Annotated in this window: 9 protein-coding genes; 7 read left to right on the top strand and 2 right to left on the bottom strand. The window is 48.1% G+C overall.

The features are described 5' to 3' along the window. Window positions 1-653 precede the first annotated feature (653 nt). A complete protein-coding gene (locus MMB75_RS12250) occupies window positions 654-851 on the top strand; it encodes a cold shock domain-containing protein (protein WP_013373372.1) in 198 nt (65 codons plus the stop codon). A 159-nt stretch (window positions 852-1,010) separates the two neighbouring features. Here MMB75_RS12250 and MMB75_RS12245 read toward each other — a convergent pair whose 3' ends face one another. Next, window positions 1,011-12,086: a beta strand repeat-containing protein gene (locus MMB75_RS12245; RefSeq protein WP_277507894.1), complete on the bottom strand. Its 11,076-nt coding sequence runs from the start codon at window positions 12,084-12,086 to the stop codon at window positions 1,011-1,013. A gap of 436 nt (window positions 12,087-12,522) precedes the next feature. Between MMB75_RS12245 and hpf the strand changes: the two genes are divergently transcribed. The 4 genes from hpf to MMB75_RS12225 all read left to right on the top strand — a co-directional run bounded on the left by hpf (window position 12,523) and on the right by MMB75_RS12225 (window position 18,504). Next, on the top strand, window positions 12,523-13,083 hold the full coding sequence (hpf, locus tag MMB75_RS12240) for a ribosome hibernation-promoting factor, HPF/YfiA family (protein ID WP_017427087.1): 561 nt from the start codon (window positions 12,523-12,525) through the stop codon (window positions 13,081-13,083). 412 nt (window positions 13,084-13,495) lie between these two features. Then, window positions 13,496-15,946 carry a preprotein translocase subunit SecA gene (gene secA, locus MMB75_RS12235; protein ID WP_025365974.1) on the top strand — a complete coding sequence of 817 codons (2,451 nt, stop codon included), beginning with the start codon at window positions 13,496-13,498 and terminating at the stop codon, window positions 15,944-15,946. A 448-nt stretch (window positions 15,947-16,394) separates the two neighbouring features. Then, a protein-coding gene (gene prfB / locus MMB75_RS12230) for a peptide chain release factor 2 (protein WP_100212693.1) occupies window positions 16,395-17,508 on the top strand; the annotation gives its coding sequence in 2 pieces (ribosomal slippage) (window positions 16,395-16,466 and window positions 16,468-17,508; 1,113 coding nt in all). 96 nt (window positions 17,509-17,604) lie between these two features. Further along, window positions 17,605-18,504: a YitT family protein gene (locus MMB75_RS12225; protein WP_277508296.1), complete on the top strand. Its 900-nt coding sequence runs from the start codon at window positions 17,605-17,607 to the stop codon at window positions 18,502-18,504. Window positions 18,505-18,597: 93 nt separating this feature from the next. On the opposite strand, the gene MMB75_RS12220 is transcribed toward MMB75_RS12225, so the two are convergent. Next, window positions 18,598-19,485, bottom strand: a complete 888-nt coding sequence (locus MMB75_RS12220) for an SMP-30/gluconolactonase/LRE family protein (RefSeq protein ID WP_277507893.1) — start codon at window positions 19,483-19,485, stop codon at window positions 18,598-18,600. Window positions 19,486-19,863: 378 nt separating this feature from the next. Between MMB75_RS12220 and argC the strand changes: the two genes are divergently transcribed. Beyond that, window positions 19,864-20,913 (top strand): N-acetyl-gamma-glutamyl-phosphate reductase, encoded by a 1,050-nt coding sequence (argC, locus tag MMB75_RS12215; RefSeq protein ID WP_016822938.1) that lies wholly within the window; start codon window positions 19,864-19,866, stop codon window positions 20,911-20,913. Window positions 20,914-21,019: 106 nt separating this feature from the next. Further along, complete coding sequence (argJ, locus tag MMB75_RS12210; RefSeq protein ID WP_277507892.1) at window positions 21,020-22,246, top strand: bifunctional glutamate N-acetyltransferase/amino-acid acetyltransferase ArgJ; 1,227 nt, start codon at window positions 21,020-21,022, stop codon at window positions 22,244-22,246. The last annotated feature ends 78 nt before the right edge of the window (window positions 22,247-22,324 follow it).

Here is a 22,324-nt window from a genome sequence, read left to right as displayed (position 1 = left end):
GAATTAATAAGTTACTAATTAGATGTGAAAAATAACAAAGTCTCCATAAAGGAGAGCTGAGACTCGCAAGAAGGACATTTTACAAATGATTTTCTTGTGTTTTTTCATGCTCTAATTTCATTATAAATTAGGCGAGAAGAGCAGTTGCAACTATATTGAAGTTTCTATGGAAGTTTTTTACAATTCAAATTGTTTTCAAAGAGACTATAAAAAAGGATTAATAAGTTTATAGATAGAAATAGTACATTATTCATAGCAATTATTTTAAACCATTTTACTTCGATACCGCTTATATATGGTCATTGATTATCCAAACAGGGTTATTAAGAAGATTAGGGCTTGTATATGAATTGGATACAAATCGAGCCCAGCCAACGATAGTTTACTATAATTTACTTCGTAACAAAATTAAATAAAATTTATTTTAGTAGTTTCAAACACTTATAAAGAGTTTATTATACTCGTATAATAAACTCTTTTGCCTACTATACCATTCCAATCTATAGGAATAGATGGCTTTGTCAATATAAAATTGGAATAACTATGTATGAAAACATTATCAATTCCAATTGACAATGGATAACTTTGGGTGGTATAGTCAAAAATGTGGGCGAGAGCTTCACTTCATTTGATGACGAAGGGAATGTTAGTGCATGCAAGGTAAAGTAAAATGGTTTAACGCAGAAAAAGGTTATGGTTTCATCGAAACGGCTGACGGCGGCGACGTATTTGTACATTTTTCCGCAATTCAAACAGAAGGCTTCAAAACACTTGAAGAAGGACAAGACGTGGAGTTCGACATCGTCGAAGGCGCACGTGGACCACAAGCCGCTAACGTAACCAAATTATAATCATCCCCGGCATAGCCGACCTACATAATTGGTAAGATGGTTAGCAATGGATAACGCGCTAGCAACTGCCCTGGAATATATTCCAGGGCTTTTTTATGTTTTCTAAATACATAAAAGAGCCCCTTACACGGTGGTAAGGGGCTCAACATAACAGAACCTTTACTCTAGAGAACCGTCAAAGTCAGCCATCTCCACAAAAATGGTATTGGAGGAGGCAGATTGTTTCTCTACGCGTCCGTCTGGATAACGGAATTGATAGCGCAGGATGGCCTGGGCGATCAAGTACGCGCGGAGTGCAGATTCGATATCGAAGGAGAAGACGATGACGGCTTTATGGTCAGGATCAAGCTGGCCTAACGGGATACCTTGGAGCAGATTAGGATGCGGAATTGGCACAGAGTTCACGGTGACGGTTCTCAGTACAAGGAAATCTTCGGCTGAGAATGGTGCTGTGAGCAATAGCTCCTCTAGCGGAGTGTTGCCGATGTTTTCCACCTGGACGGTGAAGGACAGGGTATCTTCTTGCCCGACACGCAGAGCGCTGGAGCTAAGTGTAAGTTTAGGAATGGCTGCAATGACGGCCACGCCTACAGTGTTGGTTTGAGCGGTTTCCTGCAGGGTCTCTCCACCACTACGACGCGAGGTATATTCGATGGTGGCCTGGTTGCTAAATGTACCATCTGCAGGTGCTTCACGGATTTGTGCCTGGAGCGTAAGGGTGAGCGTCTCTCCTGGTGCAATATCCGGGAGCGTAATACCAGTGCCAGGATTTGCGCCTGGCTGTGCTTTTTCTTGGATAGTCAGGCTGTTGGGCACATAAACAAGTCCATGCGGCAATGGGTCCGTGAACAATGGATACTGCGCCGAGATTCCCCCCTTATTTGTAATCTGAATGGTGAAGGTCAGAGTGTCTCCTACAGAAGCGTCATGGGTGTTCACCTGTTTCACTAATTCAAGCAGTGGGAATACCACTGGGATCGTCACGGTATTTGTAGTCAATGTGCCTGGTACGATTCTTCCTCCAGGCAATGTAAATGAGTAGGTAAAGGCAGCTTGATTTACGATGTAGCCAGATGGTGGTGCCTCGGATACGGTTACCTGATAAGTCAGGGTCAATGACTGACCAGGTTCCACAGAACCTAGACTAACTCCGACAGCAGGATCGGCTTCTGCCAACGATTGACCGTCCAGCTGGATGCTGCCAGGAATGTATAGGGTTCCGGCAGGAATAAAATTCTGCAGAATAACTTCTGAAGTAATGTTGCCAAAGTTATGGAGCAGTACCGTGTAGGTCAGGGTTTCTCCTGCTAGGGCCTCCTTATTTTCTGTGGAGATGTTTGCGGAAAGCTGCGGATCAAAAACAGCTACAGTCACGGTATTGCTGGTGACCTCGCTCGCACCGCCACTATCAGCATACTGAAGTCGCACATTATTATTTAGACGTCCTCCGACCGGCAGAGATTGAACAATTACGGTGTAGGATACGTTAATTGTCTGTCCCGCCTGTAAGCTGCCGATAAAGAGTGGTTCACCCGGCTTGCTAGAGGCAGATGGAGAACCGTTAATTTTCAAGCTGTCCGGATTTATGATGGTGCCACTTGGTACGTAATCGGCTAACACGATGTCGGTAACGACGGAACCTCCATCATTAACAAGGGTCAGCTGATAAGGCACAGCATCACCCAATGCGACAGTAGATACCGTCGTGTGCAGCACAGCTGACAAGGCTCCTTGATCGGCAGCGGCTACTTTAACCGAGACGGAAGGCGAAGTGGTTTGCTGATCTAGGCTTCGCCCATCCGGCAGCTGGTAGGAGTAAGTCAGCGAAGCTTGATTCTCTAGTAAGCCCGACTCAGGGAAACGAACGACAAGTGCGGAGAAGACAGTAGTCGTTTTTTCTCCTGGTGCAATAGCGCCTAGCGTAATACCTTGTTCTGGACTGGCACCATATTGAGCAACTCTATTAACCGAAACAGAGCCGGGAACAAAGGAGAGATCTGGTGGCAATAAGTCAGCCAACAAGCCGAAGGCCCCAATATTTCCGGTGTTTTCCGCGATGATGGAATAGGTGACGCTTTGACCCGGATGTGCGATCTCTGTATTGGTTAATTTCGTAAGGTTCACTACAGGCTGGAGTATAGCAACCGTCACAGGATTGGACAAAATGGCACTCGATTCTTCACCATTTGTGAGCAACAAGCGGGCCTGGTTGGTACGCGGTCCCGGCTGTTCGGTAGCTGCGATACGGACTTCAAAGGATATAAGGGTCTTGGTATTCGCTTCTAATGAAGGCAACGGTATGCCATCACTAGGATCGATTCCAGCCACGGTAGACCCGTTAATCTGAACTGAGTCTGTAATAAACTCGATATCCTCTGGCAATGTATCCAGCAAACGGGCATTTTGCACGGTGTCCGCATCCTCGTTATGAATCACGAGTTCATACGTCAGGGTATCGCCAGTAGTGGCGAAAGGTGAGCTTACGCTTTTACTTAAGGTGATATCTAGCGGTGACACGGCAACCTCAACGATGTTGGATAAATGGAATCCGCTAGCCTCTCGGCCATCTGGAGCATTAAAGCGATAGCCTACCTCAGCCTGATCTACCAGTAGTACAGCTGTAGGGATGGAGGATACCAGCACTTGGAAAGTAACGGTTGCCGATTGTCCTGGTGCTATAGCTGGAGTCGGGATGCCGGAAACTGGACTTGCACCAGGAGCAGCGATGCCGTTAATCGTCACTGTGTTTGGAAGAAATACGGAGCCGTCTGGAATATTGTCACTTACCGTAGTTGAGGCAGCAATGTTTCCGGTGTTGGATACGACAATGGTGTAGGTGATGATGTCCCCTATGGTGGCATTGTTGGTACTGCTTGTTTTGACTGCTGTCAGGATCGGCTGGAAGACTGGAATAGTCACCACATTAGATGTTGAGCTGCCGGTAAATGCCCCGCTGGTAAAGCTAACTGATGCCTGATTGGTTAATTGTGCAGGTGTAGGCAAGAAATCAACTCGAACCTGGAATGTAACGGTAGTAACGGCTCCAGGAGTGAGTGTACCGATGGCAATACCGAATCCCGGATTTCCATCAGGGAAGGAGGTTCCGTTTATAGTAACACTGCCATTCACAAAGGAGCTTCCCGCCGCAATGATATCTGAAACCACTATATTATTGGCAGTACTGATTCCATTGTTGGAAACGGCCAAGGTATAGGTGATGATATCGCCGACAATGGCGTCTGTAGCTGCTGTTCCTTTGACAATGCTCACATCTGGCGAAGATACAGAGATACTAACTGTGTTGGATACAACTGATCCTGATACGGTTCTGCCATCCGGCGGTTGGAAAGTGAATGAGCCTGATGCTTGATCGACCAGTACCTGTGGATTAGGCAGAGCATTGATAACGGTTTGGAAAGTTACGGATACCGTTCCGCCCGGCAGCACAGATCCAACCGGGACGCCCGTTTCGATGGACACACCAGGTTGTGGACTGCTAGCGATACTGACACTGTTGGCAAGGAATGATGATCCGGCAGGGATATTATCACTGATCGTAAGGGCAGCTGCAATATTACCGTTATTCACAGCTGTAATCGTATAGGTTAGTGTATCGCCGACGGAGGCGTTAACAGTGCTCGATGCTTTAGTAAGTGTAATTAACGGCTGGAACACAGGGACGATGAGTGGATCGGAAAAGGCAGTGCCGGTGAACGTTCCGCTGGTAAATGTGACGGATGCAATATCCGTGAGCAGTGGTGGTTGCGGCAAGCTTTGGACAGAAGTTTGGAAACTCACGATAAATGTATTTCCAGGTGCGACGTTTCCAATAACAATTCCAGCAATGGGCGAGGCGTTAGGGAAAGGTACCCCATCGATAAGGACACTACCCGGAACGAATGAAGTACCTGCTGGGATTGTATCGGTTACAACGGTATCTGTGACGGAATCCACACCGCTATTCGTAATACTCAGTGTATATCTGATCGTATCTCCAACTACAGCGGCTGCCAGACTGGATGTTTTAGTCACCTGAATATTAGGTGCAGACACAGCGACATTAACTGTATTGGATGTGACAGTACCGCTCAGCACTCTACCATCCGGTGGTGAGTACGTAAAGTTCACTTGCCCTTGGTCGGTCAGTATAGGCGGAGTTGGCAGAGACGAGACGATGGTTTGGAAACTTACTGTGATACTGCCTGAAGGGGCCAGTGATCCGAGTGTTATGCCTGTAACTGGCGAAGCTCCTGGCACCAGGATGCCGTTAACGACTACGCTGTTAGGTAATAGTTCAGAACCTACAGGAATGTTATCCGACAGAACAGGTAAAACGGCGATATTTCCAGTATTGGTTAACGTCAAGGTGTAGACCAATGTCGATCCGATCTGTGTGTTGATGGTATTAGCGGTTTTGGTCAGGCCGATGATCGGCTGATAAACGGGCAAGGTCACCGGATCTGATTGCGAAGACGAGGTCAACGCGCCTGAAGTAAAGCTGACAGTCGCTTGGTTGGTTATTTGCGGCGGCTGAGGCAGACTGGCAACGGAGACCTGGAATGTAACGGCTGCTGAGCCACCTACTGCAATGGTGCCTACAGGGATACCTGAGATTGGTGACGCAGCAGGCACAGATGTGCTATTCACGGTCACACTCCCGGGGACAAAGCTGGTGCCTGGCGGCAGTGGATCAGATACGACGGCATTCACGACTGGGCTGATTCCGTTATTCGTAGCGACCACGGTATAAGTAATGGTATCTCCGACTACGGCAACTGTGGCAGAGGCTGTCTTGATAACGTCCACATCCGGCGAAGAGACGGAGACGGTCACGGCCGGAGATACTGCACTTCCGGTCAGGACACGGCCATCTGGTGGCTGATAGCTGAAAGCAGCGGTCGCCTGATTGACCAGTGTACCCGACGCGGGTAGTGAGGTAATAACTGCCTGGAAGGTCAGTGCGACGGTCGTAGCGGCGCCTATAATACCTAAGGGAATCCCGATGGTTGGATCTGAGCCAGGTGCGGCCGTGCCGTTGATCACTACACTATTAGGGATAAAGGCAGCCCCGGCTGGAATCGGATCAGTAAGGACGGTATCGGCGCCAATGTTCCCAGAGTTAGTAACAGAGAATGTGTAGGTCACAGTATCTCCAACCGTAGCTCTTCCCGTTCCTGCACTTTTTGATACAGTGACGATAGGTTGGTACACAGGGATGGTAACAGGGTTGGACACAGAAAATCCATTAAATGCACCTGAAGTAAAGCTGACGGTCGCTTCATTGGTAATGGACGCTGGTGACGGCAGTGACTGTACGTTAAGCAAAAAACGAATGGTGGCTCCACCACCGGCTCCAAGCGTCCCGACGGGAATGCCGTTTTGCGGGTTGGCTGTAGCAACAGGAGTGCCATTAATTGTAACGCTGCCCGGTACAAATGCGGTTCCGAAAGGAATGGTATCTGTGACGATTACGCCAGTAACAGGATCGAGTCCGTTATTGAACGCAGTTATGACGTAGGGAACCGAATCACCTACGACAGCGCCTGCCACATCAGCAGCCTTCGTGACTGTAACATTCGGTGATGAGATCGGAATGGATACGGGCAAGGCTGCACCGCTGCCGGTCAATGTTCGTCCATCCGGCAGTTGGAACGTGTAGTTCACAGTGGCTTGGTTGGTTAGTATGGAGCCAGGTGGTACCGATATGACCACGGCGCTAAATGAGACGGTTACCGTCGCACCTGGGGCAACCGAGCCGATATTAATACCTGTAATCGGGTCTGCCCCGGGAATAGGCGCACCGTTGACCAACACGCTATTTTGATTCAGGCTAAGCGAGCTGGATAACAGATCAAGCACGACTGTCTCTGCGGACGCATTGCCTGTATTCGTGACAGTGATGACAAAACCAAGCGTATTCCCTACGGTTGCACGATCTGCGCTCAGAGTATTGGTCACATTCAAAATCGGCTGAAATACAGGCAGGCTGACTTGATTCGAGACGGATTGGCCTGCGAAAGCCCCCGAATTAAAGGAGACCGTTGCCTGATCCGTTGACAAACCTGATGCTGGCAAGGAAGTTACTGTGGCCTGGAAGGTGACCGTTGCCGAGCTGGCAGAAGGGACAGTGCCCACGGACACGCCCGTGGCAATGTTGGCTCCCGGTATAGTGACACCGTTGACTTGTACGGAGTTAGGTACAAAAGTAGTGCCGTCGGCAATCGGGTCGATAAAGACCGTTCCTGTCACAGGTGTGATGCCATTGTTTGCTGCGGTAATGGTGTACGTTATGATGTCTCCAAAGGCTACAGACGTCTGATTGACTGTTTTGGTCACGGTCACATCTGGATTGGATACAGGAATAAACACCGGATTGGATTGGACGCTTCCGTTTAATGTTCGACCGTCTGGAGGCTGGAAAGTGAATGTGGCTGAACCTTGATTTAACAGCCCCAAGCCTGTAGGGACAGCATTAATGGCCACTTGAAAGGTTAAAGCGACAGAGGCTCCTGCTGCAATATTTCCAACCACCACACCCGTTTGGGGGTTAGCCCCGGCAACAGGTAAACCATTTACAGTGACGCTGTTGGGTATAAAGGAGGAACCTGATGGAATGGCATCGGTAAAGGTAGCTGTTGCTGCTAAATTACCTGTATTTTGGGCGGTCAGTGTATAGACTACGGTATCGCCTACGGTTGCTTGACTCATATTAGCAGTTTTAACGAGGTTGATAATAGGTTGGTAAACGGGAACGACAACGGTGTTGGAGAGTGATGTGAAATTCAGTGTGCCACTGGTAAAAGAAACCGTTGCCTGGTCACTCAGTTGGGGTGGATCAGGTAGACTGCTAACAGATACGGAAAAGGTGACCGTTGCTGACGCCCCAGCAGCGATAGAACCGATTGGAATCCCGGTCACGGGGCTGGCTGACGGCAGCGTTGTTCCATTTACGATAACGGAGCCAGGAACAAAAGAGGACCCTGTCGGAATGGTATCAGTCACGCGGACATCTGTTACGATTGCGATCCCACTATTGGTAGCTGTAATAGTATAGGTTATCGTATCACCAGGAACGGCATCAGTTGCCGAGGTGCTTTTACTGACCTGCACATTGGGCGATGAAACAGGAATTGTGACGATATTGGACGAAACATTGCCGTTAACAATCCGGCCATCGGGCGGTTGAAAGGAAAAGCTGATATTCGCCTGGTCGGTGAGTTGGGGAGGTAAAGGCACGGAAGTAATCACCACCTGAAAAGTTGTTTGAGTTGTGGCTCCTGGTGCAATGGAGCCAATAGACAGACCTGTTGCGGGACTGGCACCCGGAGCAGGAGTACCGTTAACGACCACACTGTTCGGCACCAGTGCCGAGCCTGTGGGGATATTGTCTGTTAATGTGGCAGCAGCAGCAATGTTTCCATTGTTGGTCACTGCCACAGAATACGTAACGATATCGCCAACCGTTGCCTGTAGGGGGTCAGCAATTTTACTTACAGTTAGCACTGGAGCATTGACGGCTACTGTCACCGGATTAGATACTGAAACACCTGAAAAAGCGCCGCTGGTATAGCTGACACGCGCTTGATTGGTGAGCTGCGGTGGGCTCGGCAATGGAGAGGATACCGTGACCCTGAACGTGATCGTCGCTCCTCCTCCTGGGGCAATGCTCCCAACCGGGATACCTAATGCCGGATCTCCGTTAGCCACTGCGATGCCATTCAGTGTTACGCTGCCCGCAGTGAATTGGGAGCCAGGCGGGATCGGATCGGAAACGACCATATTGTTCACTGCCTGGATACCGTTGTTGAGTACTGTCAGCGTGTATAACACTGAATCGCCTGGAATGGCAGTGGAACGGTCTGCGGTCTTTGAAATGGACACATTTGGCGCAGACACAGGAATGGATAACACGTTGGATGATGAGCTATCTGTTCGCACTCGCCCATCAGGCAGCGTAAAGGAAATGGCGGCGTTGGCCTGGTCTGTCAGTACTGATGGCGTTGGAAGAGAGGTCACTACAGTTTGAAATGTCAGTGTGATCGGGCTTTGCGGTGACACGGTTCCGATAAAAATACCTGCTGCTGGACTGGCTCCCGGCTGACTAACACCATTGATTACCACGCTGTTCTCTATAAAAGTAGACCCGGAAGGAATAGCATCAGTCAGCGTGACAGAAGCATTATAGTTGCCGCTATTTGTGACCGACAAGGTATACAAAATCGTGTCGCCAATCGTAGCTGCTGTTGTGCTTGCAGATTTGGCGATGCTGATACGCGGCTGATAAACGGGCACAGCAACCGTATTCGTCTGGGAGGTTCCGGTAAAGGTGCCACTGGTAAAACTGACACTGGCCGTGTTTTGCAGCGGCTGTACGGACGGGACGGCATTGACCAGCACGGCATAGGATACTAGAACAGATGCGCCTGCGCTGATGTTGCCAACAGGAATACCGCTTCTGGGGTCAGCCGTGCTCACAGGTGAACCGCCAACGGTTACGCTCCCGGGTACAAATGACACACTACTAGGGAGCGGATCGGTAATCAAGGCGTTGGTGATGGGATCAATTCCGTTATTAACGGCATTTACACTGTAGGTTAGCGTTTCGCCTACACTAACGGATGTGAATCCGGCAGACTTGGTTACTGCTACGTTGGGGAGCGATATGGATACGGAAACGATATTTGAAAGAAGTGTGCCCGACAGGGTTCTCCCGTCTTGCAATTGATAGGAATACTGGAGCTGTCCCTGATCGTTTAATCCACCTCCGGGTGGGAGAGAGTCTACTGTGGTGCGAAACGAGACTGTAATTTGTGCTCCAGGATTCACTGTGCCTACTGGAATTCCGGTATTGGGGTTGGCCCCCGGAACCGAAGATCCACCAACAATGACGCTCCCTGGAATAAAGGTGGAGCCTGCCGGTACAGTTTCCGTTAAGGTCGTATTTAACACGGCTGTACCGGTGTTGGCGATGAGAAATGAATAAGTAATCGTTCCACCGACGCTGGCACGGTTGGAGCTTGCGCTTTTAGTAATCGTTGGCGCTGCAATCACGACAGGTATAGCTACAAGATTGGACAACGATGATCCGGTAAAGGCACCGGAGGTAAAGCTGACAGTTGCGCGATTGTTGATTTGCGAGGGAGAAGGCAATGAATTAATGGCTGCTCGAAAAACAACTGTTACCGATGCGCCTGGAGCCAAAGTGCCAATTGGAATCCCGTTTACAGGCGAAGCTGTCGTAGCTGGTGTTCCGTTTACAGTGACGCTGCCGGGTACGAAGGCAACTCCGCTAGGTAGCGGATCAGTCACCACGACATTGGTCACATTTGCAATGCCGTTGTTTGTGGCGGTTATCGTAAACTGAATGGTTTCTCCAACAGCAGCAGCCGCTAAGGAAGAGGCTTTGGTCACGGTCACATTCGGCGAGGATACAGGAATGGTGAGCGTGTTGGATGTGCCGTTTCCATTCAATACACGTCCGTCAGGTGGCGTAAAGGTGTATGTGTAAGTCGCCTGATCTGTCAAGTTGCCAGAGGCAGGAACAGCATTGACGAGGGTCTGGAAGGTCACCGGTATAGTAGACCCCGTATTAATCGTTCCTACTGAAAAGCCAGCAGCAGGATTGGCAGCAGGCACGGAAGAACCGCCAATGGTCACACTGCCCGGAACAAAGGATGAGCCCGCCGGGATGCTCTCTGTAAAGTTGAGATTCGCAGCAATGCTACCCGTGTTGGATATTTGAAACGTGTACGTAATGGTGTCTCCTACTGTAGCAGCCGATGTATTGGCACTTTTAACAATCCCAATAACGGGTTGATAGATCGGTGTACTCGCAGTATTGGACGGAACGCTACCAGAGATGACAGGCCCGCCAGGCACGGTTTGAAAGGAAAAGGCTGCCGATGCTTGATTGCCCAGTTGCGTGTTGGCTGGCAATGAGGTGACTGTTGCTCGGAATGTAATGGTTACCGTGGAAGAAGGAGCTACGCTGCCCACTGTAATACCTGTTGCAGGATTGGCTGTGGGCTGGGCAGTGCCCGCGACAATAACGCTGCCGGGTACAAAGGTAGCTCCGGCTGGGATGATATCGGTAAGTACTGTGTTAGACGCGCTGACAAGCCCCGTATTTGAAATGTTAACCGTGTAAGTAACTGTATCGCCAATAACCAACCCCGTAGAGCTGGCAGTTTTGGTTAGGGTCACCAGCGGAGCATTGATATCAATTTGAATGGCATTGGCATTAACGGTATAAATATCGCCATTAGTGGTTAGTTGAAGGACACCGCTGGTTTGGCTGTTTAGCAGCGTGGAGGAGATATCGACGTTGGTAATGTCCCAGCCTTGCCGTCCACCCGTAACCTGCGTGCCAGGTGTCCCATTCACCGCATTAGTGGTACCGAAGGTCCCCGTCGTGACCAATGTGCCGTCATCCCCGTTAATTTGCGACGCAAAAAAATTAGTCGAAAAATTGTTGGGCCCAGACAGCGCAGTTAAGCTGGATGTGGTAGGTCCAAATAACGCACGATCCCCGGTGATATCCACGTCACCCTCTTGGGCGCTAATTAACGCCCTGCCGCGCAAAGTCCCCTGTACAGGCGTGGCAAACCCGCTCACTACCACGTTGACCGAGCCAGTAGCGCTGCTAACTCCTTCACCGCCTACACGCAGCGATAGGTTACGGAAGGGGAGAGACGGGTTATTGTATACCACTGCCAGTGTCCATCCAGCGTGGTTGGTGTTGGTAGAATCGGGGACCGTGATGGTGCCCGTTACATTTCCGACCGTGTATGCTCCTGCGCCGCCTTGAATGACCAAATTTGTTACATTTGCGGTTCTCACATAGGTACTGAGACTGGTGACGTTGACCGATGTTGCAGATTCAGGGCTGACTGTAGTAGATAAAGCAGGCGTCTGAAATGTGATCGGATTGCTGGCGCTGGACAATACATTGGTACTGCCGTTGGCATAGCTTCCTCCCCAAATAAGCTCAGCATACAGCACTGTACTGCCCGCAGGGAGCACGAGGAATGCTGTCGATGAGTTACTGGCAAAAGCAGAAGTCGTGCCGAATGGATACGTGCCGAAGCGTGAGGCTGTATTGGTTGTGATGAAAGCGCCGATGCTGGTCGCAGTACCCGGCACCCCTACCGAAGCAGAACGTGCCAGCCCGAGTGTATTCCCTATAAAGGTAATAGCCCCGGTCTGGTTCGTTGCGTAACGCTGAATAAAAGCCATGGATTAACTTCCTACTTTCCATCTCTTCCCAATTATATACCTCAGAGATTTTTGAAGGGGAAGAGCCAGCTAGGCTGGGTGTAATGATCCTTTCGTATAAATTGCCTGCATGATAATCAGGTCTTGCATACGGCATAAGTTCCTATACCTGATTCAGCTTGATATGGCCCCCTCCTCCTTCGATAAAATAGATTAGCATGAGCTCCAAATAGTGGATCTGTCACGACACCAGCGGAGTAGCTATTTAAATATCTCTTCATTATTCACATATGTATGCGAGCTAAAATTAAACATGACCCTTTTCATAGAATGGCGTTATTGGAAGCGTTTTATCGAATCATGAGGGATTTTGTAAAAATCCGTCGAAATGTTGATAGGTTTTTTTACTTGGCGTTAACATATGTGTTATACTGAAGGGGCAAAGGAGGCGTGCCCTATGAACTTAACAGTACGAGGTCAACAGATCGAGGTTACCGACGCTTTGAAGGACTACGTTGATAAGAAATTCAGCAGACTTGAGAAGTATTTCGATGCACCCCCGACGTCTGATGGAAGTGTAACGTTAAGCACAACCAGAGATTTGCACACTGTAGAAGTAACCATTCCTTTGCCGGGGCTTGTACTCCGTGCCGAAGACGAAAGCGATGACATGTATGCATCCATTGATGCCGTGGTAGACAAGCTAGAACGGCAAATTCGCAAGCACAAAACCAAGCTTAACCGGAAATTCCGGCAGGAAGGTAGTTTAAAAACTCTTTTTGTGGAAGATCCAGCGGGTAGCGTGGCTGTTGCCGAAGATGAGGATGCGGAAATGGATGAGCTGGAAGTCGTTCGTACCAAGCGTTTCTTGTTGAAACCTATGGATGTGGAAGAAGCTATTCTGCAAATGAACATGGTTGGACATAATTTCTTCGTATTTTCTAATATTGATAATGAGGAAGTTAACGTAGTTTACAAACGCAATGATGGTAAATACGGTCTGATCGAACGAGAATAGCCTGTGAATCAGAAACTCATCACATTTTAAAGTGAATAGAATGTTTTCGATTGAAGCATGCTTCATGGATATTAGGAAAATGATCATAACACGAGCCTTATCCTTGCGAACCTGGCGGGATAGGGCTCTTTTATATGTTTATTGTAAACATGATTGAAAATTTCAGCTTGGACAGGTGTAACCAATTGTGTATTTCGTGCGTCAATTGTTTTGGTATCTTTAACCGGATGCAAATCTGGAGGCTGCTTGTGTTGCGGCATGTCCTACAAACTGTTACAATTTATGCAAAGAACATCGCACGATGGGCTGGTATAGCCGGGCCTGTCAAACATATCGGGAATCAATTTCATCATGGACCCTTTCTTATTGTGAAATTGATTCTATTAATTGTTTTGCGCGAAAGGGGTAAACCATGCTAGGAATTGTCAAAAAAATTTTTGGGGATACAAATGAACGTGACGTCAAACGTTTAATGAAGACGGTTGAACTGATCAATAAAATAGAGCCTGATTTTGAGAAGCTCTCGGATGAGGAACTGAAAGCCAAGACGGCGGAGTTTAGAGAGCGGATTGAACAAGGTGCTACGGCTGAAGAAGTGCTGCCGGAAGCTTTTGCAACGGTTCGTGAAGCGTCCAAGCGGGTGCTGGGCAAACGTCACTATGACGTACAGATGCTCGGCGGTATTGCGTTGCACGAAGGAAAAATCGCAGAAATGAAAACCGGTGAAGGTAAAACACTGGTGGGAACATTGCCGGTTTATTTGAACGCTCTGTTGGGCAAAGGTGTGCACGTGGTTACAGTCAATGACTATTTGGCACAACGCGACAGCGGAGAAATGGGACAAATTTATAATTTCTTGGGAATGAGCGTAGGTCTGAACCTGGCCAATATGGATCATGCTGCCAAACAGGAAGCTTATGCTTGTGATATTACGTATGGTACAAACAATGAGTTCGGGTTCGATTATCTGCGCGATAATATGGTGCTTTACAAAGAACAGATGGTACAGCGTCCGTTGTACTTCTGTATCATTGATGAAGTGGATTCCATTCTCGTCGATGAAGCTCGTACACCATTGATCATTTCAGGACAAGCTCAAAAATCGACCGAGCTATATTTTGCGGCTGATCGTTTTGTGAAGAGCCTGAATGTTGAAGAAGACTACACGCTGGATATTAAGGTGAAGTCAGTTGCTTTGACCGAAAACGGCGTATCCAAGGCTGAAAATTTCTTTGGTCTTGAAAACCTGTATGATCAGGAAAGTGTTACAATCAATCACCACATCGTACAAGCCTTGAAAGCTAACGCTATTATGCGTTTGGATGTGGACTATGTCGTGGCAGACGGTGAAGTCCTGATTGTTGATGAGTTTACAGGTCGTCTGATGGCTGGACGTCGTTACAGTGATGGTTTGCACCAAGCTATTGAAGCGAAGGAAAACATCATTGTCCAAAATGAAAGCATGACACTGGCGACAATTACATTCCAAAACTATTTCCGTATGTACCGCAAATTGGCGGGGATGACGGGTACAGCGAAAACAGAAGAAGAAGAATTCAAAAAAATCTATGGTCTGGAAGTGCTCCAAATTCCGACGAACAAGCCTAACCAGCGTGTAGATATGCCTGACGTAGTGTACAAGAGCGTGAAGGGCAAATTCCATGCTGTAGTAGACGAAATTCTGGAGCGTAACAAAAAGAACCAGCCGATATTGGTAGGTACGGTTTCTATTGAAAACTCGGAGCTTCTTTCTGAAATGTTGAAACGCAAAGGCGTTCGTCATAAAGTACTTAACGCTAAGTACCATGCCGAAGAAGCTGAAATTATTTCCCGTGCAGGTGAAGCTGGCGCGGTTACCATCGCTACTAACATGGCTGGACGTGGTACTGACATCGTACTGGGCGAAGGCGTTGCAGAACTCGGTGGTTTGCACATCATCGGTACAGAACGTCATGAATCCCGTCGTATTGATAATCAGCTTCGCGGACGTGCAGGACGTCAGGGGGATCCGGGCTCCACGCAGTTTTACTTATCGCTGGGCGATGAGTTAATGAAGCGTTTTGGTGCAGATAACGTACTGAATATGATGGAGCGCTTGGGCTTCGAGGAAGATCAACCTATCGAGAGCCGTATGATTTCGCGTGCTATCGAATCAGCTCAAAAACGTGTCGAAGGGAATAACTTTGATCAGCGTAAAGTCGTTCTTCAATATGATGACGTGATGAATCAGCAGCGTGCTATTATTTACAAACAACGCCGTGAGGTGCTGGAATCAGAGAACATCAAGGAAATTGTGTTCGACATGATCAAGCCTGTCATTGAGCGTGTAGTGGAAGCTCACTGTGGTGATGATATCCCTGAAAACTGGGAACTGGAAGAAGTTGCAGAGTATGTGAACAACAACCTGCTTGAGGAAAACACACTTTCGCGCGACGATCTGTGGGGTAAGGAAAAAGAAGAGATGGTCGATATGATCTTCGAAAAAGTTACCAACAGATACCACAGCCGTGAAGAGATGATCGGCGAAGAAATGGTACGTGAGTTCGAGAAGGTTATCGTACTACGTGCAGTTGACAGCAAATGGATGGATCATATTGATGCTATGGATCAATTGCGTCAAGGTATTCACTTGCGTGCTTATGGTGGTACTGATCCATTGCGTGAATACCAATTTGAAGGCTTCGAAATGTTCCATGCTATGATCGCCAGCATCCAAGAGGAAGTTGCGACCTACATTATGAAAGCACAAATCGAATCCAACCAAGAGCGTCAGGCTGTCATCGACGAAGATAAAATCTCGACGAGTGGAGAACCTGCGGCTCCCAAAAAGAAATCCGCTCCTTCGCGTCCGCGTAGAAAATAACGGATTGAAATTAAGGGATAGGTCTTGATATACACTATCCTCTGCAACGCATATAATGGCAGGCGGCAGTTCAACCACTGACCGTCGGCCATTTTGTGCCATCAGGGGACGACACTGATGTCTTCAACTTATAGCTTTTCTGTTGGAGGATCAGTCTGAACATTGATGAATGGCTAGATTGCTCTCAATTCTTTTTAAACAATTATGACAAATAAGCAAGTCTCTGCTTATTTGTCAGTCAATTCCGCAGTTGATCTGGCTCACATACCAGAGCCAGTTATGTAAAAGCAGTTTGACTTTACGGTGGTCAGTAGGGAAGCGGAGGATTTGAATTTGGAGAAGCGTCAGCGTTTGTAAGATCAAATCATTCGCGCAGCGTCTCTTCACCCAGCCGTAACTCAAAACGCTTTTACACCCCTTAACCCTATATTAAAAGGAGAATGACATCATGATTGATCCAAGTGTAAAACATGATTTACGAGAAATAGGCAAGAAACTAACAAACCTTAGGGGGTCTCTTTGACTTAGATCTCAAACAGGAAATGATCGCGAACTTTGAGGAAAAGATGGCAGCGCCTGATTTTTGGGATGATAACGAAAAGGCCCAAGGCGTAATTGCTGAAATGAATGCTGTGAAATCTTCTGTGGACAGCTATGAACAGCTGCGTCAGGAATATGAAGATGCAGGTATGATGGTTGAGCTGGCTGAAGAGGAAGGCGATGAAGCGCTGGCTGGAGAAGTTGAAAACAGTATCAAATCCCTGCTGAGCAAGCTGGAGGAATTTGAGCTGCAATTGCTTTTAAATCAGCCCTATGACAAGCTTAATGCTATTCTGGAGCTGCACCCGGGGGCAGGCGGTACCGAGTCGCAGGACTGGGGTCAAATGCTGCTGCGCATGTATACACGTTGGGGAGAAAAACGGGGCTTCAAGGTGGAGACTCTGGATTACTTAGCGGGTGATGAAGCAGGGATAAAGAGTGTAACCCTGTTGATCAAAGGCTATAATGCCTACGGTTATCTCAAGGCGGAGAAAGGCGTACATCGGTTGGTTCGTATCTCTCCATTTGATTCCTCCGGTCGTCGACATACATCGTTCGTGTCTTGTGATGTAGTACCGGAAATTGCGGATGATGTGGATATTGAGATCCGCACGGAAGATCTTAAAATTGATACGTACCGGGCCAGCGGTGCAGGTGGTCAGCATATTAATACGACCGACTCGGCTGTTCGGATTACGCATTTGCCTACCGGTATTGTCGTGACTTGCCAAAATGAACGTTCCCAGATCAAAAACCGTGAACGTGCGATGACGATGCTTCGCTCCAAGCTCTACGAGCGCAAGATTGAAGAACAACAGCAGCAATTGGACGAAATCCGTGGTGAACAGTCCGACATTGCATGGGGCAGCCAAATTCGCTCCTACGTGTTCCATCCATATAGCATGGTTAAGGATCACCGTACCAGCGTGGAAACTGGCAACGTCGGGGCTGTGATGGATGGCGATCTCGATCCGTTCATCGATGGTTACCTGCGCAGCCAAATTAAGCTGGACGCAGAATAATTGTCTGTACGTTTTCCTACAGAACCGCAGTCTACGTGCCTGCGGCCTGTAGGAATTTTTGTGTGACGGTATTTTTATTAAAGGAGAACGTGAATGATGTCTCAATTGAACCCTCCCACTGCCCGCCGAAGAAGGCGTAAGCCTCTGATTGCCGCCAGTGGACCAGCGCGTAACGTGACCGATGTTTTGCTAATTATACTCGGCTCCTTCATTACAGCGTTGACCTTTAACATGTTCTTGCTTCCCAACCGGATTGCATCCGGGGGTGTATCTGGCCTGTCTATCTTGGGCGAGGACCTGTTTGGCCTGGAACCGGCCTATACGCAGTGGGGAATGAATATTCCGTTATTTATAGCAGGAGTACTGCTGTTAGGAAAAAAGTATGGCTTGCGTTCCCTGCTGGGCAGCATCATGCTGCCACTATTTGTTTATGTGACGAAGGATTGGGCAGTCCCGACAACCAATCCGTTGCTGGCTTCGCTGTATGGTGGAATCGGAGTAGGATTGGGCTTGGGCACTGTGTTTCGGGGCAGAGGCTCGACGGGTGGACTGGCTATTTTAGCTCAGATTATTCAAAAGTATACCGGTTTTAGCCTTTCTCTTTGTGTCATGCTAATGGATGGCACAGTGATCACGCTAGCTGGTTTCGCCCTGTCGCCGGAGCGAGCTCTGTATGCATTGATTGGCTTGTTTGTAACCGGCAAGGTTATTGATGCTGTAGAAATGGGATTAGGCTACTCCAAAGTGGCTTACATCATATCCAATCAAAAGGAAAAGATCACGCAAACTATTTTACAGGATTTGGATCGGGGTTTGACAGAGCTTGCAGGACGGGGGGGTTACACGAACGAAGAACGTCCTGTACTTATGGTTGTAGTCGGGCAAAACGAGGTAACCCGCCTCAAAACGCTCGTTCGCTTGGTAGACCCGGAAGCTTTTGTGATTATTAGTAATACACGTGAGGTATTGGGTGAAGGGTTCAAAAGGGAAGGCTAGCATAATGTGGTCTTTTGGACGCTTGCTCTTAACTGAATCAATGTAGGAGAGCCCACTGATGTAGTGGGCTTTTCTCTTTTCAGAACAGCTTTATCAAGCCTTTTTTGGTAACAGATCAAGCCAATCTGCTGCTTGTCCTTGATTAAAATATGAGGTCGGTACTCCTTTTACTCCGGTTTTGACCATAAATAAACCGCCTGCTAGTGGTTGGTCGGTATTATCGCCATCTTGAGCAGTTGTGATATACAACTCATCCAGATGTTCACCGCCAAAAGCACATGAAGTCACACAATTGACTGGAAGTGAAACCTCAGCAATTACTTCTCCCTGAGCAGGATGGATACGAGAAACACGTTTACCGCCCCAACGCGCGATCCACAACATGCCCTCTGCATCGATGGTCATGCCATCTGGATATCCTTCACTTTCATCCAATCTAGCTACCAGTTGCTTATTCTTAATGGTTCCCTGTGTCACATCGTAATCGAAGGAGACCACTTCCAAGGTCGGAGTATCGATATAATACATGGTACGATGATCTGAGCTCCAGGCTAAGCCATTAGATGTGGAAGCTTTATCGATCAGTAAGGAGACGCTTCCCTTTGTGGTCAGACTATACAACGCTCCTTGCGCACGTTCGCCATTTAAACTCATAGTTCCTGCCAAAAAACGTCCTGCAGGATCACATTTACCATCATTAAATCGATTTCCTGATCTACCTTCCTCAGGATCGTGGATCAATACTTTGGCTCCTGTTTCAATATCCAAACAGTATAGACCGCTGATCATGGCCACGATTACTTTATTTTTAAGATAAGGGACGACTGCACTAATATGTTCACCCACATCTATGGTACGATCTGTGCCTGTAGATGGATCGTAAATGTGTAATTGAAAACCCTCAATATCGACCCAAAATAAACGTTGCGACTGATGATCCCAACTGGGACCCTCGCCTAACTTGGCTTTAGCATCTATCACTAAATTCGCTGTATATGTTTTGATGTGTAGCACCCCTAACGTATAGGTTTATTTTCGTACATACTCACTCTTTATACCCTATTCAATGTCCAACGAATACATAAGTGCAGCAAATGTATAAACCGGATGAATACCAATATACAAGATAATATATAAAGGGAACGCTCCTTTTCTTATGCAAAATAGAAGACTAGATTCGCAAGGGGGTCTGTCTTTTTTGTTTTCCTTAATTGTAGCCTGTACAGCTTGGCGGCCAAAAGAATGGGCAAGAGTGCATATTTTAAATTTGGAGGAATAACATGACATGAGGTGTTGTATTTATATGAATAGAGTCGTATAATAATACATATTTCATAGGGACGGAATGGAGGAAGGTCTGTGAGCAGCAAGCTAAAGGTAGCAATTGTCGGTTCCACTGGATATGGCGGAGTGGAGCTGATTCGATTTTTGGTTCATCATCCGCAGGTGGAGATCGTATCTGTTATTTCTTCATCCAGCGCGGGTGTCCCGATTAGTGATGGGTTTCCACATCTGACGGATATTGTGGTACAGGATTTGGACGGTGTCGATATCCATGAAATTGCTGCCAAGGCTGATCTGGTTTTCACAGCTACGCCATCAGGCGTTAGCACCAAATTAGTGCCACAGCTTCTGGATGTCGGACTGAAGGTGATTGACCTTTCCGGGGACTTTAGGCTCCGAAGCGGGGAAGCGTATGAAGCATGGTACAAAAAGCCTGCGGCTTCACCCGAGTATCTCAAGCAAGCCGTTTACGGACTCAGCGAGGTGTATGCAGAAAAGCTTGCTGGTGTTTCTTTTATTTCGAATCCAGGCTGCTATCCCACGGCAACACTATTGGGAATTATTCCTGCCTTAAAGGCAGATTGGATTGACCATCGGTCACTGATTGTGGATGCTAAATCCGGGGTATCCGGCTCCGGTCGGGGAACAAGTCTTGTTTCACATTATGCGGAGATGAATGAGAATTTTAAGGCTTATAAGGTGAATAAGCACCAACATATCCCTGAGATCGAACAGGTATTGGGTGATGTTGCGGGCGAGGACGTTACAATTACGTTTACGACACAGCTGGTGCCTATGACGCGAGGAATCATGAGTACAATTTATGTCACGTTGAAAGGTGATCATACGGATCAGGACCTTATCGGGTTATACCGGGATTATTATAAAGGCCATCCTTTTGTCCGTGTACGTGGCGAAGGTATATGGCCGGCAACAAAAGAAGTATTTGGTTCGAACTACTGCGACATCGGTTTTGCAGCAGATGCCCGTACTGGGCGTCTTACGATTATTTCTGTCATTGATAATGTTGTGAAGGGTGCCGCTGGGCAGGCGATTCAGAATTTAAATTTGATGATGGGATGGGAGGAGAACCTCGGACTGGGCTTCATACCGGTATATCCGTAAGTAGCACGTAAACGCAACAGGTACAGGAGAACGACAGCGGGCAGGTTTGAGAACGCAAGCGTCCGGCTGCCATTTATTCCTTATAATGCGGGCGAGGGCACATATTATGGGCAAATTAGGGTTTACAGTAGTAAATGGGGGCAACATCGTAACTCCGCGTGGCTTTACAGCCGGGGGATTGCACTGTGGATTGAAAAATACGAACCGCAACGATATCGGCGCGATTCGCTGTGAGGTAGAGGCGACAGCTGCTGCTGTGTATACCACTAATGTGTTTCAGGCTGCACCGCTGAAGGTGACTCGCGAGAGCCTGACAAACGGTCGATTGCAGGCGATAGTAGTGAACAGCGGGAACGCCAATGCCTGTACAGGACAGCAAGGGGAGCAGGACGCTTACGCTATGCGTTCGGCCGCTGCTCGTGAACTGGGTGTGGCAGAGAGCACTGTAGCTGTTGCTTCGACGGGTGTAATTGGCGAGCATCTGAAAATGGATCGTGTGCTTGGCGGTATATCGTCACTACCTAAGCGGATGAGCGAGGCAAACGATGGAGCGGACCAATTTAGCCAAGCCATTCTGACAACGGATTTGGTGAAAAAGGAAGCATGCGTGTCAGTTGAAGTGGACGGTGTGACCGTGCACATCGCCGGGGCGGCAAAAGGATCAGGTATGATTCATCCGAATATGGCAACCATGCTCGCTTTCATGACTTGTGATGCGGTCATCGGGCAGACGGCTCTTCATCAACTATTAAAGCAGGCCACGGATACTAGCTTTAATATGATTACGGTCGATGGGGATACCAGTACGAACGATATGCTAATCGCTATGGCAAGCGGACTGGCAGGCAACAGCGAGTTGAACGCAGAGCATCCTGATTGGGGGGCTTTTGCCGAGGCATTCACTTATATTTGCCGGGAGCTGGCGAAGGCGATTGCCCGTGACGGGGAAGGTGCTACGAAGCTGGTAGAGGTGTCCGTAAGCGGAGCGGTAAGCGATGCTTCTGCCCAGGCGATAGCCAAGACCGTAATTGGGTCCAGTCTGGTGAAGTCAGCCGTTTTTGGCGCAGACGCCAACTGGGGACGGATTATTGCAGCCGTCGGACGTGCTGGAGAGCCGGTGAATCCCGATACGGTAGACATCCGCTTAGGTGACATTATCGTGCTGAACCAATCAAGTCCAGTTGCTTTTGATGAAGCCGAGGCGCTCTCCTATTTGCGTGGAGATATGGTGCAAATTATCGTTGACTTGCATCACGGGAACGGAATGGCTACAGCATGGGGCTGTGATCTAACCTACGATTATGTGCGGATTAATGCGGCTTATCGGACATAGATACCAGATTTAAATACAGATGGATTTTTAATAGTTAATAGAAGAAGCAAGCGGATATAGTTTTTCGCATCATTTGAA

Origin of the sequence: Paenibacillus sp. P2(2022) (genome assembly GCF_029522175.1) — a bacterium.
GTDB classification, from domain to species: domain Bacteria; phylum Bacillota; class Bacilli; order Paenibacillales; family Paenibacillaceae; genus Paenibacillus; species Paenibacillus polymyxa.
The sequence above is the reverse complement of the archived record's forward strand: the minus strand, read 5'-3'. Positions and strand labels throughout refer to the sequence as shown.

What these genes read in the sequence shown, in the direction of transcription:
- MMB75_RS12225 (WP_277508296.1), top strand. Translation starts at nt 17,605, where the DNA reads ATGTCTCAATTGAACCCTCCCACTGCCCGCCGAAGAAGGCGTAAGCCT.
- argJ (WP_277507892.1), top strand. Translation starts at nt 21,020, where the DNA reads ATGGGCAAATTAGGGTTTACAGTAGTAAATGGGGGCAACATCGTAACT.
- hpf (WP_017427087.1), top strand. Translation starts at nt 12,523, where the DNA reads ATGAACTTAACAGTACGAGGTCAACAGATCGAGGTTACCGACGCTTTG.
- MMB75_RS12250 (WP_013373372.1), top strand. Translation starts at nt 654, where the DNA reads ATGCAAGGTAAAGTAAAATGGTTTAACGCAGAAAAAGGTTATGGTTTC.
- secA (WP_025365974.1), top strand. Translation starts at nt 13,496, where the DNA reads ATGCTAGGAATTGTCAAAAAAATTTTTGGGGATACAAATGAACGTGAC.
- MMB75_RS12245 (WP_277507894.1), bottom strand. Translation starts at nt 12,086, where the DNA reads ATGGCTTTTATTCAGCGTTACGCAACGAACCAGACCGGGGCTATTACC.